The following is a 17,924-nucleotide window of genomic DNA, read 5'->3' on the forward strand; positions in this document are numbered from 1 at the left end:
GCGCACTTAAAATTATAAAGCATGAAAAAAATATTAGTATTATTTATACTTTCAATCATACTTGCGTGTAGTAACGAAGGTCAAAAACTTACAGTTGAAGCAACAGTAAAAGGATTAAAAAAAGGAACTGTTTATTTAAAAAAAGTTGTAGATACGACTTTAGTTACAGTAGATTCTGTAACTGTAAATGGTGATTCTAATTTTACACTGCAAGCAGATATTGAAGAACCTGAAGTGTTTCATCTATATTTAGATAAAAACTCTAAAGAAGAAGACCGAATTTCTTTTTTTGGTGACAAAGGTGTAACTAAGATAGATACTAAATTAGAAAATTTTAATTTTTATGCTAAAATTGAAGGATCTAAACAAGAAGCTTTATACCAAGAGTATTTAGAGATGATGAATAAACTAAATAATAAAAACTTGGATGTTTTTAAAGAGAATTTTGATGCTATTCAGCAAAAAGATAGCGCTACAATAAAAAGAACAGAAAAAGCATTAAAAGGATTTACAAAAAGAAAATATCTTTATACAGTAAATTTTGCACTAAATAATAAAGATAGCGAAGTCGCTCCTTATATTGCTTTATCTGAAATTTACGACGCTAATATTAATCTTTTAGATACTATTAATAAGGTTTTAACTCCAGAGATTAAAGCATCTAAATATGGTAAAAAGCTTGAAGAGTTTATTGCCGAAAGAAAAGCAGAAGAGACTAATTAATAAATAATTAGCTAAAAATAATTTAAAAAGCCATTCTAGTTAGAATGGCTTTTTTAGTTTATTAAATATGGTGTATAAAAAAAAGCTTCTCAATAATTGAGAAGCTTTAAGAGCCGATGGAGGGACTCGAACCCACGACCTGCTGATTACAAATCAGCTGCTCTAGCCAGCTGAGCTACATCGGCAAAGCGAGTGCAAATATAATTTTAGATTTTATATTTGCAAACTTTTTTTTAAAAATTATCCAAGTTTATTTATTCTTTCGATTAAAGCTCTTCCCTTATCTTCTAATTCTTGCTTTACAGAAGTAAAGTGAGCTTTCTTATTTTCTACATTTTTAGCGTTGACTTTCTCTATTAATTCATCAAAAGTTGCTATAGCATCGTCTATAATTGCTTCACTTTGTTTTGTGTCTTTGTCTGTATTAGCATATTCCCAAATGTAGACTGCTTCAATAATATCTCCTAATACATAATTAATGTCTTTTTTTAGGTCTCTTTTATTTGCCATAATTTTATAATTTTATTTTGTGCAAAGCTACATATAAAGTTTTTTATCTTCACTATATAACTTTTTATTTTATTAATGTTAATCTATAGAGATGGATAGGTTACAAAATTTCTTGGTGTTTCGTAAAGTGTTATTTTTAAATCGAACTTTGAATCTAATTTTGCTTTTATTTTATTGTAGATAACGACAACAATATTTTCTGCAGTTGGGTTTAAGTTTTTAAATTCTGGTACATCTACATTAAGATTTTTATGGTCAAAAGCATCTTCTACTTCTTCCTTTATTATATCTTTTAATATTTTCATATCTATTACGTAACCTGTTTCTGGATCTATGTCTCCTGTTACATGTGCTATTAACTCGTAGTTATGTCCATGATAACTTGGATTGTTACATTTACCGAATATCTGCGCGTTTTTTTCATTATCCCAATCTTTTCTATATAATCTGTGTGCTGCATTAAAATGTGCCTTACGACTTACTGTAACTTTCATTTTTTAATGTTTTATAAATTCGTAAAATTTATCAAAAATTATTTTAAACCATGCTGTATATTGGTCTGGATTTAACTTCATGTCTTCTTTTACAGCGTCTAGTTTCATCCATTTCCAAGCTTCGACTTCTTCAGGATTTATATTTGGTAATTGATCGTAATATCCAACCATTATATGATCAAATTCGTGTTCTGTTAATCCATTATCAAATGGCGCTTTGTAAATAAACGATGTTTTTTCTTCAAGTTCTGTTACAAAACCCATTTCTTCCATTAAACGTCGTTTTCCTGCTTCTAAATTAGTTTCTCCTTCTCTTTGATGACTACAACATGTATTGGTCCAAAGTCCTGGCGAATGGTATTTTGATAATGCTCTTTGTTGTAGCATTAATTCGTTTTTACTATTAAATACAAATACTGAAAATGCTCTATGAAGCAATGCTTTTTCATGTGCTTCCATTTTGGGCATTAAACCTATTTGTTCATCGTTTTCGTTTACTAAAATTACTTTTTCTTCTTCTTTCATTAGTTATTTTTGATTCCCAACAAATTTACAAAATAGAATAGTCTTAATTTAATATAGTTAATGTTTTATCAAACTAAAAAAGGTGCCTATAATTTAGGCACCTTTTTATATTTTATGTATTGAGTTTATTCTACAATTATAAACTCACTACGTCTGTTTAATTGGTGTTCTGTTTCACTACAATTTACACCGTTGCTACAACGGTTTACTAATTGAGTTTCTCCGTATCCTCTTCCTGTGATACGATCTTTACTGATACCACCAACATTTACTATATAATCTATTGTTGATTGTGCTCTACGATTTGATAAATCCATATTATAATTATCATTTGCGCGACTATCTGTATGTGATCTTACATCTATTTTCATTGTTGGATACAACTTCATCACAGCTATTACTTTACGTAATTCTATTTGTGCATCTGGTCTAATATAGTCTTTATCTAAATCGAAATAGATGATGTTTAATCCTAATACTTTTACTAAATCTGATCCTATTGGCGCTGCTGTTGGCCCTAAATCGTTACCTTGCTTCATAAACAATGTACGCTCTACAGTACCGTTTTTCTTTCCTGTTGCAAACGCTTTTTCGGCAGTAGAGTAATCTTTTTTCTGACTTCTTACCGAATATTGCGTGCTACATGTTAAATCTTTAAATGAAAAAGATCCATCAAATTCTGATACTGCTTCATCTATAACTTGTCCTTCGGCATTTAATAAATATACTTTAGCATCTGCTATTGGGTCTTCGCTTCTGTCATCTTTTACTATTCCAGCAAAATCTTGACTACATCCTGATTTAGTTGTTAATGGTTTTATACTTTTAAATGCATAAATATCATCATCGCCTACGCCACCTTCACGATTTGAAGCAAAGTATCCTTTTCCTAATTTATTTACGATAAATGTAAAATCGTCAAACTCGCTATTAATTGGTCGACCTACATTATATACGTCTCCAAAATTTGAATCATCTAACATATCTGCTACAAAAACGTCTAGTCCTCCTAAACCTACATGCCCATCTGATGCAAAATAAATTTTATTGTTTGGTGAAATAAACGGAAACGTTTCTCTTCCTTCTGTATTTATACCATCGCCTAAACTTACCGGTGTTCCAAATCCGTCTCCTTCTATTGCTACTTTGTACAGATCAGACATTCCTTTTCCGCCAGGCATATCACTTGCAAAGTATAAGGTTTTACCATCATTACTTAATGCTGGATGTGCTACAGAATACTCGTCACTGTTAAACGGTAATTCTTCTACTTCCCAAGTATTTTCTTCTGTTTTTTTAGCTCTGTATAATTTTAATCTATTTGTCCCTTCAGAATCTTCTTTGTAGTCTTTGTTTGTATAATTATTTCTTGTAAAATACATTGTCATTCCATCTTTTGTGAATGCTGCTGTAGATTCATGAAACTTGGTGTTTATACTTTTATCTAACTTTTGCGGTCCTTTTCCTTTATCTTCTTCGGCGTTACTAACTTTGTAGATGTCTAAAAATGGTTGCTCATTCCAATCGTGAATACGTTTTGGGACTCTTCCATTTGTTCTATTAGACGCAAATATTAATTCACCTTTATAAAATGCTGGTGCAAAATCTGATAGTTTTGAATTGAATCCTATATTAGATAAATCGAATCTTCCAGATTGTTCTTCAATTTCAGCTAAATAATTACGTTCGTTTAAAAATAACTTAGCACGATAATCTTGTCCTTTAGAGTCTAAAAACTCTTCCATAATTACATCTGATGCTGTGTAATCTTCGGTACTTTTTAAAGATAATGCATATCTGTAAAGGTATTCTGGATTGGTGTTTTCATCTTGAAGTTCATACAATTGTGCGTACCACTTTGCTGCATTTACATAATCTGCGGTGTAGTAATAAGAATCACCTAATCGTTGTAATAAATCTGGTGTTACATAGCCGTCTTTTGCTACTTCTTTGTATGCTTCTCTAGCATCAACAAATGCATACTCATTGTATTCTTTATTTGCCTTTTCTACCACTTTTTCTTGTGCGTTAAGTGCAATAACACTTAAGCTTATAAAAGCGAAGATTAAATAAATATTGTTTTTCATTTTGTGTTTGTTTTTGTTGATTAAAAGAATCTTGGAGAAATCATACGGTTGTTACGTTTGAATAATTCGAATCTTAAGAAAAATTCAAATGAACCATCGTTGTATTGTCTTAACTCTGTTGTTTCTCTATCGTATGCAAATCCTAACATTAATTGATCTGATAATTGGTAACCTATCATACCGCTTAATGCTGCGCTCCATCTATATGCTGCTCCTAAAGTTAACTTCTCTTTGATTAAAAAGTTTGCAGATAAGTCTACTTGTAATGGCGATCCATCTACAACTTTGAATAAGGTTGCTGGTTTGAATTTTAAATCGGCATTTAAATCGAAGGTTCTTCCAGCCATTAAGTAAACATTTACACGCTCTTTTGCTGTTGCTATAGAATTATTATTTGCTGAGTTTTCATCAAAGTGCTCTGTCTCTAACATATTTGGTACACTTAATCCTAAATAAAATTTATTTGTGTAATAATAGGCACCTATACCAAATTGTGGTGAAAACTTGTTGTCTATGTTAATTTCGGCATCTGCATCTCCAGGATTAAATGCACCTTGATTTAATCTGTTGGTATCTATAGTTAATAAATGTCCTCCTGCTTTGATTCCTAATGCTAATTTGGCTTCGTCTGAAAGATTGATTTTATAACTAAAATCTATGTCAATGTAGGTTTCGTTGGTAATAAAAATTTCGTCGTGTGTAACATTCATCCCTAATCCTACTTTTTCTCCAACAGGTGAATGTCCTGATAAAGTAAAGGTTTTTGGTGCTCCATCTAATCCAACCCATTGCGTTCTATATAAACCTAAGAAACTAAATACATCTCGTGTACCAGCGTATGCAGGATTGATACTTATAGGATTGTACATATACTGTGTGTACTGTGCATCTTGTTGTGCCTGTACTTTAGTACTGAAAATGCCTAAAGTAATTAATATCAAAATAGTTAAAAAAGTATTTTTCATATGTACTGATATTAGACCTAGCAGAGCTAACACTCTGCTAGGTATTTATGTTTTTATTTTCTATTAATATATAATGGTCCTGCTTTTGATACACGTTTACCTGAATCGTTTACATACTCTAATACATAGTAATATGTTCCTACTGGTAACTTCTCGTCTTTGTTAATTGTAACACGACCTTCTGATACACCTCTGAAGAATTTACCGTCTTGACCATAACCGTCTACTTCGTAAACTTTTACGCCCCATCTGTTGTAAATCTTTAATGTATTGTTTGGATATTGCTCTAAGCCTCTTATCACAAATACATCATTTAATCCATCTCCGTTTGGTGTCATGATATCAAAGATGTCTAAGTTATCTGGTGAGTTTGGATCACCGTTGTTAACTTCTAAATAATCTGGAATATCATTATCATTCTCGTCTCCTGGCTCATCACCATTTAAGAAACCATCGCCATCACAATCTTCTAACAACCACGCATCGCTAACCAATGCTAAGTCTTGACTATTGAAATCAAAATCACATGGATCTTGTGGATCTGTTCCATCTAATTCTTCTTGACCATTACTTACACTATCGCCATCACAGTCTGCATTATCAAATGCTTCTGATGTTGAAACTGTTTGACTTGATGCTATATAGTCACAGAAATCGTTTGGATCTGTTCCATCTAATGCTTCATCTCCATTTGTTACTCCATCTCCATCACAATCAAGATTTGCATAAGCATCTGTTATGATAGATATGTCTTGACTCTCGGTTAAGAAGTCACATGGATCTTGTGCATCGGTTCCGTCAATAATCTCTTGTCCATTGATTACACCATCACCATCACAATCGGTTGCATTCCACTCTGGTGTTACAATATCTAAGTCTTGACTTGTACTTACATAATCACAACTATCTAATGGGTTTGTTCCGTCTGCAATTTCTACTCCGTTTATAACACCATCGCCGTCACAATCTAGTAAATCGTAAGCTTCACTTGTCATTGTATCATCTTGACTATTCACATTGAAGCTACATGGATCTAATGGATCTGTATTATCATCTACTTCTTCTCCATTTGTAACGCCATCGCCATCACAATCTGAATCTAACCATTGAGATGTTACTATTGTAATATCTTGGTTTGCTGGATCGTAACTACATGAATCTAATGGATCTGTTCCGTCAATGATTTCTTGACCATTAGTTACTCCATCGCCATCACAGTCTGATGTATTCCAAACAGTTTCTACCATGGTGATATCTTGACTTGAAACTAAGTAGCTACATAGATCGTTTGGATCTGTTCCATCTACAGCTTCTTGTCCGTCGTTAACACCATCACCATCTGTATCGTTATCTAATGGATCTGTTGTGTTTCCATTTGGATCTGCTGGTGTATTTGGATCGTCAACTCCTGATAATTCTTCACCATTTGTAAGACCATCGTTATCACAATCTAAGTTGTTCCATCCAGAATCTACTGGTTCTGTTTGACTTGTAAGTTCTAACGAACATGGATCGTTTGGATCTGTCATATCTAATGCTTCTTGTCCATCGGTTACACCATCGCCATCTGTATCAATATCGAATGGATCTGTGATGTTTCCTGCTGGATCTGCTGGAGTTGATGGATCGTCTACTCCTGTTGTTTCCTCTCCATTGGTTAATCCGTCGTTATCACAATCTAAGTCATTCCAATTTGCATCTACTGGTTCAGTCTGACTTGTAAGTTCTAATGAACAACCATCGTTTGGATCTGTTCCATCTAGAGCTTCTTGTCCATCGGTTACGCCATCGCCATCAGTGTCATTATCTAATGGATCTGTTGTGTTTCCATTTGGATCTGCTGGTGTTGATGGATCGTCTACTCCTGTTGTCTCTTCTCCATTTGTAAGACCATCATTATCACAATCTAAATCATTCCAGTTAGAATCTGCTGGTTCCGTTTGACTTGAAACCTCGAATGAACATGGATCATTTGGATCTGTCATATCTAATGCTTCTTGTCCATCAGTTACTCCATCGCCATCTGTATCAATATCGAATGGATCTGTAATGTTTCCTGCTGGATCTGCTGGAGTTGATGGATCATCTACTCCTGTTGTTTCCTCTCCATTTGTTAATCCATCGTTATCACAATCTAAGTCATTCCAATTTGCATCTACTGGTTCAGTCTGACTTGTAAGTTCTAATGAACAACCGTCGTTTGGATCTGTTCCATCAACTGCTTCTTGTCCATCTGTTACGCCATCACCATCTGTATCATTATCTAATGGATCTGTTGTGTTTCCATTTGGATCTGCTGGTGTATTTGGATCATCTACTCCTGTAGTCTCTTCACCATTTGTTAATCCATCGTTATCACAATCTAAGTTGTTCCATGATGAATCCACTGGTTCTGTTTGACTTGTAAGCTCTAATGAACATGGATCGTTTGGATCTGTCATATCTAATGCTTCTTGTCCATCGGTTACACCATCACCATCTGTATCAATATCGAATGGATCTGTAATGTTTCCTGCTGGATCTGCTGGAGTTGATGGATCATCTACTCCTGTTGTTTCCTCTCCATTTGTTAATCCATCGTTATCACAATCTAAGTCATTCCAATTTGCATCTACTGGCTCTGTTTGACTTATAAGTTCTAATGAACATGGATCGTTTGGATCTGTCATATCTAATGCTTCTTGTCCATCGGTTACGCCATCACCATCAGTGTCTATGTCTAACGGATCGGTTGTGTTTCCATTTGGATCTGCTGGTGTTGATGGATCGTCTACTCCTGTTGTTTCTTCTCCATTTGTAAGACCATCGTTATCACAATCTAAGTTGTTCCATGATGAATCAACTGTTTCTGTTTGACTTGTAAGCTCTAATGAACATGGATCGTTTGGATCTGTCATGTCTAATGCTTCTTGTCCATCGGTTACGCCATCACCATCTGTATCTATATCGAATGGATCTGTAATGTTTCCTGCTGGATCTGCTGGAGTTGATGGATCATCTACTCCTGTTGTTTCTTCCGCATTCGTTAATCCATCATTATCACAATCTAAGTCATTCCAACTAACATCTACTGGCTCTGTTTGACTTGTAAGTTCTAATGAACATGGATCGTTTGGATCTGTCATATCTAAAGCTTCTTGTCCATCGGTTACGCCATCACCATCAGTGTCTATGTCTAACGGATCGGTTGTGTTTCCATTTGGATCTGCTGGTGTTGATGGATCGTCTACTCCTGTTGTTTCTTCTCCATTTGTAAGACCATCGTTATCACAATCTAAATCATTCCAACTTGCATCTACTGGCTCAGTTTGACTTGAAACTTCTAATGAACATAGATCGTTTGGATCTGTCATATCTAAAGCTTCTTGTCCATCGGTTACGCCATCTCCATCTGTATCAATATCGAATGGATCTGTAATGTTTCCATTTGGATCTGCTGGTGTGTTTGGATCATCCACTCCTGTTGTTTCTTCCGCATTTGTTAATCCATCGTTATCACAATCTAAATCATTCCAACTTGCATCTATTGGCTCTGTCTGACTAGTAAGTTCTAATGAACATGGATCGTTTGGATCTGTCATATCTAATGCTTCTTGCCCATCAGTTACGCCATCGCCATCAGTATCTATGTCTAATGGATCGGTTGTGTTTCCATTTGGATCTGCTGGTGTTGATGGATCATCTACTCCTGTTGTCTCTTCACCATTTGTTAATCCATCGTTATCACAGTCAGCTGTTAACCATGCTGAAGTCTGTGTTTCTGTAATTAAAATTGGATTATAATCACATGGATCTTGTGCATCTGTTCCATTGCCATCATCTATTCCATTTCCATCTGGATCAATTTCATTTGCATTTGTAACTCCATCACCATCACAATCTAAGTTTTGATAAGTACTAGTTGTCATAGTATAGTCTTGTAATGAAGCATCGTATGAGCATGGATCTTCAGAGTCTGTTCCGTTACCATCATCTATTCCATTTCCATCAGGATCTACTTCTGTGATATTGATTACTCCATCACCATCACAATCTGCTAATGCCCAATCTGAAGTTGTATCTGTTAAGTCGACATTACTTACATCTGTATCCACACAAGGATCTAATGGATCTGTATCATTTCCGTTAGGTGTTCCATCTCCATCACAATCTGCTACATCCCAAACTGGTCCTCCTTGCATTAATGTAATATCTGCTTCATTGTAATCACATGGATCGTTCCAATCTGTTCCGTTTCCATCGTCAGTACCATTACCGTCTGGATCGATTTCATCTCCATTTGTAACACCATCTCCATCACAATCTGCATTTGCAAATATTGGATTTCCTAAATCTTCATCTCCAATTGTACCATCATCTTGACACGGATCTTCTGGATTAGGATCTACACCATTTGGCGTACCATCGCCGTCACAATCTAATAACGTCCAAGAAGTCGCAACATCTGCTAATACTTGAGTTGAAACATTGTACACACAAGGATCATTAGGATCTGGATCAGTTATATCTGGATCACCATCGCCATCATCGTCTAAATCACATGTGTTTGCAATACCATCACTGTCTGGATCTGGGCCTACTGTGACTACATCACTGTTGGTGCCTACACTGTAATCTGCTGCGGATACCGTTCCGTCTGCGTTGATTGCTCCTGATCCTACTGTTAATGGATCGCCTGTTCCATACTGTCCGCCATCTCCGCCATCGGCATTCGAATCTCCAAATGCTTCGTTTGCATCTGAACAACCATCTTCATCACTATCGGTATCTAAGAAATCTGGGATACCATCTGCATCACTGTTGATTGGTGTTAATCCTGTTCCTGAATTTGCTGTGTTTGGTACACCGTTGTTATTGGTAGTATTACCGTCTGTATCGTCAGCTTGTCCATCGTTATCTGAATCGGTACCGCCTACTTCTACAACATCATATATACCATCGTTGTCTGAATCTAAGTCTAAGTGGTTTGGTACACCATCGCCATCGGCATCATACTGATCATCTATACCATCTCCATTGGCATCTACATAACCTGGTTGGTCTGGATCTTCGTAGTTAGCGATTCCATCATTGTCGTCATCTAAACTTGGTGCTGGTAAACCGGCTGATTCGTCAGTGTCTAATATTCCATCATTGTCGTCATCTAAATCTACATAATCATTTACACCATCGCCATCTGCATCTGGTGCGTCTGATACTGTGATTGTTAATGTAGCTTGTGAACATATTGGTAAACCTGACTCGTCATTACATACCTCATAAACAATAGTAACATCCGTTCCAGCTTCTGCACCTGTTGGTGTGTAAGTGATCGCTCCTGTTGTTGGGTCTATACTTACTACGCCTGCTGCTGTTCCTGTTCCTAAATCTGTTACTGTTGTTGTTCCTAAGTTATTTGCATCGGCATTGTCTAAGTAATCGTCATTGTCTAAAACGCTTGTGACTACTGCTACGCCTACATCACTGGTATTTGCATCGTCTAATGCGGTCGCTACTAATGGGTTTGGATCTAATACATCTGGGTTTCCATCACCATCATCATCTAAATCACAAGTGTTGGCTATACCATCATTGTCTGGATCTGGGCCTACTGTGACTACATCACTGTTGGTGCCTACACTGTAATCTGCTGCAGATACGGTTCCGTCTGCGTTTGTTCCACTTCCTAATACTAATGTTCCTGTTCCGTATGTTCCATTATCGTCTGCATCTGCTGTTGCATCTGAATAAGCTTCATCTGCATCATTACATCCATCATTATCACTATCGGTATCTAAGAAATCTGGGATACCATCTGCATCACTGTTGATTGGTGTGATTCCTGCACCTGCTGTACTTGGTACACCGTTGTTATTGGTAGTATTACCGTCTGTATCGTCAGCTTGTCCATCGTTATCTGAATCGGTACCGCCTACTTCTACAACATCATATATACCATCATTGTCTGAATCTAAATCTAAGTGGTTTGGTACACCATCGCCATCGGCATCATACTGATCATCTATACCATCACCATTAGCATCTACATAACCTGGTTGGTCTGGATCTTCGTAGTTAGCGATTCCATCATTGTCGTCATCTAAACTTGGTGCTGGTAAACCGGCTGATTCGTCAGTGTCTAATATTCCATCATTGTCGTCATCTAAATCTACATAATCATTTACACCATCGCCATCTGCATCTGGTGCGTCTGATACTGTGATTGTTAATGTAGCTTGTGAACATATTGGTAAACCTGACTCGTCATTACATACCTCATAAACAATAGTAACATCCGTTCCAGCTTCTGCACCTGTTGGTGTGTAAGTGATCGCTCCTGTTGTTGGGTCTATACTTACTACGCCTGCTGCTGTTCCTGTTCCTAAATCTGTTACTGTTGTTGTTCCTAAGTTATTTGCATCGGCATTGTCTAAGTAATCGTCATTGTCTAAAACGCTTGTGACTACTGCTACGCCTACATCACTGGTATTTGCATCGTCTAATGCGGTCGCTACTAATGGGTTTGGATCTAATACATCTGGGTTTCCATCACCATCATCATCTAAATCACAAGTGTTGGCTATACCATCATTGTCTGGATCTGGGCCTACTGTGACTACATCACTGTTGGTGCCTACACTGTAATCTGCTGCAGATACGGTTCCGTCTGCGTTTGTTCCACTTCCTAATACTAATGTTCCTGTTCCGTATGTTCCATTATCGTCTGCATCTGCTGTTGCATCTGAATAAGCTTCATCTGCATCATTACATCCATCATTATCACTATCGGTATCTAAGAAATCTGGGATACCATCTGCATCACTGTTGATTGGTGTGATTCCTGCACCTGCTGTACTTGGTACACCGTTGTTATTGGTAGTATTACCGTCTGTATCGTCAGCTTGTCCATCGTTATCTGAATCGGTACCGCCTACTTCTACAACATCATATATACCATCATTGTCTGAATCTAAATCTAAGTGGTTTGGTACACCATCGCCATCGGCATCATACTGATCATCTATACCATCACCATTAGCATCTACATAACCTGGTTGGTCTGGATCTTCGTAGTTAGCGATTCCATCATTGTCGTCATCTAAACTTGGTGCTGGTAAACCGGCTGATTCGTCAGTGTCTAATATTCCATCATTGTCGTCATCTAAATCTACATAATCATTTACACCATCGCCATCTGCATCTGGTGCGTCTGATACTGTGATTGTTAATGTAGCTTGTGAACATATTGGTAAACCTGACTCGTCATTACATACCTCATAAACAATAGTAACATCCGTTCCAGCTTCTGCACCTGTTGGTGTGTAAGTGATCGCTCCTGTTGTTGGGTCTATACTTACTACGCCTGCTGCTGTTCCTGTTCCTAAATCTGTTACTGTTGTTGTTCCTAAGTTATTTGCATCGGCATTGTCTAAGTAATCGTCATTGTCTAAAACGCTTGTGACTACTGCTACGCCTACATCACTGGTATTTGCATCGTCTAATGCGGTCGCTACTAATGGGTTTGGATCTAATACATCTGGGTTTCCATCACCATCATCATCTAAATCACAAGTGTTGGCTATACCATCATTGTCTGGATCTGGGCCTACTGTGACTACATCACTGTTGGTGCCTACACTGTAATCTGCTGCAGATACGGTTCCGTCTGCGTTTGTTCCACTTCCTAATACTAATGTTCCTGTTCCGTATGTTCCATTATCGTCTGCATCTGCTGTTGCATCTGAATAAGCTTCATCTGCATCATTACATCCATCATTATCACTATCGGTATCTAAGAAATCTGGGATACCATCTGCATCACTGTTGATTGGTGTGATTCCTGCACCTGCTGTACTTGGTACACCGTTGTTATTGGTAGTATTACCGTCTGTATCGTCAGCTTGTCCATCGTTATCTGAATCGGTACCGCCTACTTCTACAACATCATATATACCATCATTGTCTGAATCTAAATCTAAGTGGTTTGGTACACCATCGCCATCGGCATCATACTGATCATCTATACCATCACCATTAGCATCTACATAACCTGGTTGGTCTGGATCTTCGTAGTTAGCGATTCCATCATTGTCGTCATCTAAACTTGGTGCTGGTAAACCGGCTGATTCGTCAGTGTCTAATATTCCATCATTGTCGTCATCTAAATCTACATAATCATTTACACCATCGCCATCTGCATCTGGTGCGTCTGATACTGTGATTGTTAATGTAGCTTGTGAACATATTGGTAAACCTGACTCGTCATTACATACCTCATAAACAATAGTAACATCCGTTCCAGCTTCTGCACCTGTTGGTGTGTAAGTGATCGCTCCTGTTGTTGGGTCTATACTTACTACGCCTGCTGCTGTTCCTGTTCCTAAATCTGTTACTGTTGTTGTTCCTAAGTTATTTGCATCGGCATTGTCTAAGTAATCGTCATTGTCTAAAACGCTTGTGACTACTGCTACGCCTACATCACTGGTATTTGCATCGTCTAATGCGGTCGCTACTAATGGGTTTGGATCTAATACATCTGGGTTTCCATCACCATCATCATCTAAATCACAGGTGTTAGCTATACCATCACTGTCTGGATCTGGTCCTACTGTGACTACATCACTGTTGGTACCAGTAGAATAATCAGCACTTGTCACTGTACCATTAGGATTAACAGCCAATTGAGGCTCACCTGTTCCATATGATCCGCCATCACCACCATCTGCATTAGGATCTCCAAATGCTTCATTTGCATCAGAACAGCCATCACCATCTGAATCTAAATTTAAATAATCTGGAGTTCCTGGAGTTGTTTCAATAGGAATTACACCAGCTCCTGCTGTATCAGGAATACCATTATTATCAGTATCTAATCCATCTGCAATTCCATCTAAATTATTATCTGTAGATCCAGCTTCAACTGAATCATATATACCATCATTATCTGAATCTAAATCTAAGTTATCTGGTAATCCATCGTTATCTGAATCTACACAGAATATTGCAAATCCTTCATCAAAATTAGCATCATTATCCATTGAAACCACGAAAGAATAAACTCCAGCTGGTAAGAAAACTTGCTCATAATAAAATTCCCAAGGTGAATTTTGAGAATCACCTGCTAAAGGAACTATATTTATAATTCCTGAATCTGCTACTAAAGTACCTGTTGCTCCAGTATTACCAGTGAACATTCTTAATTGAGCAGTTCCTGATAATCCATCACGACTAGAAAAATATCCTCCAAAGGAAATTGAACCTGGCGCTGAAATATTGATAACTTGATAAAAGTCGTTAGTTCCAACTATATCTAAATAAAATTGATCGTCGCCATCTCCTGTTAAATCATTTGCATCTTCAAATGGTCCTCCGTTTGCATAATCATATCCTCCAGCACCATCTACTCTTACAACATTTGCTTGATCTCCGCCTCCTAATACCCAAGGAGCTATGTTAACTCCTATGTTATTACCAAAAGCAAGACCTGTAAAATTATTAAATCCTGAGTTAGTTAATAGATTAGAACACTCTGTTGTATCTGCTATACCATCATTATCATCATCTAAATCACATCCATCTGCAATTCCATCTCCGTCTACATCTTCAGTATCATCATATCCTGGACATTGATCTAAATCGTCTGCAATACCGTCTCCATCTTGATCTCCAAATGCTACTGTGATTGTTACTGTTTCTGTAGAACAAATTGGTGATCCTGAAGCATCGTTACAAACTGTATAATCAACAGTAACAGTTGAACCTCCTTCAGCAAAAATTGGAGTATAAATTAATTCTCCTGTTGTTGGGTCAAAAGATATTGTTCCTGATGCAGAACCTGTACCTGCATCGGTTATAGTTGTTGTTCCTAAGTTATTAGGATCTCCATCATTTAAATAATCATCGTTTGATAATATTTGAATTGTTGCTGGAATTCCAGCTGTAGCATTATCTGAATCTGGTGCTGCTGTTGGTGTGCCTGTAACAGGATCTGTTGTATTTGGATTACCATCACCATCATCGTCTAAATCACATGCACCTACAAGGCCATCGCCATCTAAATCTGTATCAGGAGTTGTTACTGCTGCTACTGCACCTGTATTATAAGCTGCAGTTGTTACTGTTCCATCTGGATTAACAGTTGCAGGATCTGTACCGTAAACACCTGTATCTCCTCCATCTACTGTATTATTATTATATGCTTCATTAGCATCTGAACAGCCATCACCATCAGAATCTAAATTTAAATAATCTGGAGTTCCTGGTGTTGTCTCTGTTGGTGTGTTACCTGCTCCTGCTGATGTTGGAACACCATTAGAAGCAGTATTGTCTGCATTATTATCATCATCATCTGCAAAACCATCATTATTTGTATCTGCTCCTCCAGATTCTATTACATCATAAATTCCATCATTATCTGAGTCTGAGTCTAAACTATTAACAATTCCGTCTCCGTCGAAATCAAGACAATTAGTAGTTACAGCTCCGAAAATAAATCCATATTGATCTGTTCCCAGAGTTTCTAAAGTAAAAATTGAGACATTTCTAGGCACATAAAAGAATGTATAGCCATTAGGTGGTCCTCCACCTCCACCTGGTGGATTTGTAGAGAGCGTTGTTCCGTTAGCTCCTTGATTAGGTGGAGTTGCTCCATCAAATAAAGAAAATACTCCTGTAGAAAACACGTCTACATTACCAATAACAGTTAGCGGAACTGAAGAAATTACAGCTCCTTCAACTCCCGGATCGGCTAAGCCTGCAATACCAACAACGAAAGTATAAGTATGATTAATTGTAGAAATATTTTCAGCTGTATCACCAAAATCTAATTCTACAATTCTTTCTAACTCATTTGAACCAGCACCTATTAAATCTAAATAAGGTGTAGCGAAAGAAACTGATTCTCCTTGGATTACTATATTACCAGAAGCGACTGGTGGAGAGAAAATTTGCCACTGATTACCTGTTGCGCCTGGTGGCGAACCTGGTGATGTATCTCCTGCAATTGTTGTCATATTAACACCTCCAGCAGGTAATACACCTGGTCCTGGAGGATCTAAGGGAAACAAAGCTGAACCTGTCTCCATATCATCTGCTAAAGCGTTAGAAGGCGCAACAAGTGTTGCTGTTGTTGAGCAACCTTCTTCTATATCTGTTATTCCATCATTATCATCATCTAAGTCTACATCATCAGCTAAACCATCACCGTCAGAATCAGGATTTACAATTATAGTAGTTAATGCTGTATCACAATTTGTTGGAACCGCTGTTTCACATATTTGATATTCTAAAGTATAGATTCCTGCTGGAACTGTTGGAGCAACATTAATTTCTCCAGTTGTTGTATTTAAAGAAATACCAGCATTTGATGAACTTACTTCTGATAAGTTAACATTTGCTGTTGTAGGCGCAGAAGTATTATAAGTATCATTAGCTAATACATTGGCTACTGCAACACCTCCTATTCCTTCCGTAACATAACCAGAATCTTGCTCAGCATTAATAAAAACGTTAATACCTGTAAAAACAAACTCAATTGCATCTCCACCATCGTAAGCTGGAGGATTTCCTGGAGCTTGCGATGTATTTAGAGATATGGTTGTAAAAGTACCATTTGCTCTAACACTTCCTGCTGCTGTACCAGCACCTGCTCCAGAAGCCGTTCCGCATTCAGCTGTAGAACCACTTGTAAAAGTAGTTCCTACAGTTCTATTAACCGTATTTGAGGAAACCTCAAAATGTACACCGTTTTCTGATAGCTCAGTAAATGTATTACCACCAACTAATGTTAGTAAAACTGAGTTGGATAAATTTGGTTGAGGACCACCAGTATCAGGATCCAATGAACCTCCTAAACGGTCTAAATGTATTATAGGATCATTAATCACTACAGGTGTAGTTGATGCTGGACCATCAAAGAAACCAAAGGTAAAATTCCCTGCAGTAGGCGTGTTAGCTAATGCTCTTAAAGAAGGGTTTAAATCTACAGCAGGATCCGAATAATTTCCAGGACATCCCATAGTTTCTGCAGAGGTTATAGAATTACCTCCAGAAACATTAATAACCCTAACCCATACATTACCTGCCTGAGCTTGCCATTCACCGGAAGGACCTGAAGTAGTCCAAGTTCCTGTAACTTGTGCAAAAGTTAAACTTGTTGTACTGATTAATAAGCAAAAAAACAATAGTTTTTTCAATCGAGTAGGAAAAGTAATTTTTTTCATATGATAACAATTAGTTATTATTCTAAAAAAAATTAATGTACAGCCTGAAATGATGTGCATAAAAAAACACCACAGTTAATTGTTATTAACTGTAGTGTTATAGTTATATCATATTAATTACATCTATTTTAAATGTAAGAAGGGTTAAACAAAATGTTACACACATCGTTTTCATTAAGCGAATAAATTAATTTTAGTTTGATTAGACCAAAATTTGCATAGCATTTACAAGATTTGGAATATTAAAGTTATCGAAAAAATTAATCGCTTTAAAGACAACTTGCTTTATCATTTGTTTTTATCGTTAAAACGCATAAAAAATCAGATGAAATACATGATTAAATTTCTATTTATATTGATTCTTAATAACTTAATACTATTTAACCTCTTTAATTAACATTAAATCAAAGATTTACCGCT

Annotated in this window: 7 protein-coding genes and 1 tRNA gene; 1 reads left to right on the forward strand and 7 read right to left on the reverse strand. The window is 36.8% G+C overall.

Annotation, left to right across the window (positions count from 1 at the left end; translation table 11 throughout):
- The first annotated feature begins 21 nt into the window (after nt 1-21).
- Nucleotides 22-723: a DUF4369 domain-containing protein gene (locus tag IFB02_RS01260; protein ID WP_106689204.1), complete on the forward strand. Its 702-nt coding sequence runs from the start codon at nt 22-24 to the stop codon at nt 721-723.
- 111 nt (nt 724-834) lie between these two features.
- On the opposite strand, the gene IFB02_RS01265 is transcribed toward IFB02_RS01260, so the two are convergent.
- The 7 genes from IFB02_RS01265 to IFB02_RS01295 all read right to left on the reverse strand — a co-directional run bounded on the left by IFB02_RS01265 (nt 835) and on the right by IFB02_RS01295 (nt 17,504).
- Nucleotides 835-908: transfer RNA gene (locus IFB02_RS01265), tRNA-Thr, on the reverse strand.
- 55 nt (nt 909-963) lie between these two features.
- Entirely contained in the window at nt 964-1,233 is a 270-nt protein-coding gene (locus tag IFB02_RS01270) for a hypothetical protein (protein WP_106689205.1), read from the reverse strand.
- Between the two features lie 83 nt (nt 1,234-1,316).
- Nucleotides 1,317-1,727 (reverse strand): 6-pyruvoyl trahydropterin synthase family protein, encoded by a 411-nt coding sequence (locus IFB02_RS01275; RefSeq protein ID WP_106689206.1) that lies wholly within the window; start codon nt 1,725-1,727, stop codon nt 1,317-1,319.
- 3 nt (nt 1,728-1,730) lie between these two features.
- Nucleotides 1,731-2,252, reverse strand: coding sequence for an isopentenyl-diphosphate Delta-isomerase (gene idi / locus IFB02_RS01280; protein WP_106689207.1), 522 nt, complete (start codon nt 2,250-2,252; stop codon nt 1,731-1,733).
- A 125-nt stretch (nt 2,253-2,377) separates the two neighbouring features.
- Nucleotides 2,378-4,339 carry an OmpA family protein gene (locus IFB02_RS01285; protein WP_106689208.1) on the reverse strand — a complete coding sequence of 654 codons (1,962 nt, stop codon included), beginning with the start codon at nt 4,337-4,339 and terminating at the stop codon, nt 2,378-2,380.
- Nucleotides 4,340-4,359: 20 nt separating this feature from the next.
- A complete protein-coding gene (locus IFB02_RS01290) occupies nt 4,360-5,304 on the reverse strand; it encodes a PorP/SprF family type IX secretion system membrane protein (protein ID WP_106689209.1) in 945 nt (314 codons plus the stop codon).
- Between the two features lie 53 nt (nt 5,305-5,357).
- Nucleotides 5,358-17,504, reverse strand: coding sequence for a T9SS type B sorting domain-containing protein (locus IFB02_RS01295; RefSeq protein WP_165569179.1), 12,147 nt, complete (start codon nt 17,502-17,504; stop codon nt 5,358-5,360).
- Between the last annotated feature and the right edge of the window lie 420 nt (nt 17,505-17,924).

This window comes from Mesoflavibacter profundi (assembly GCF_014764305.1).
GTDB classification, from domain to species: domain Bacteria; phylum Bacteroidota; class Bacteroidia; order Flavobacteriales; family Flavobacteriaceae; genus Mesoflavibacter; species Mesoflavibacter profundi.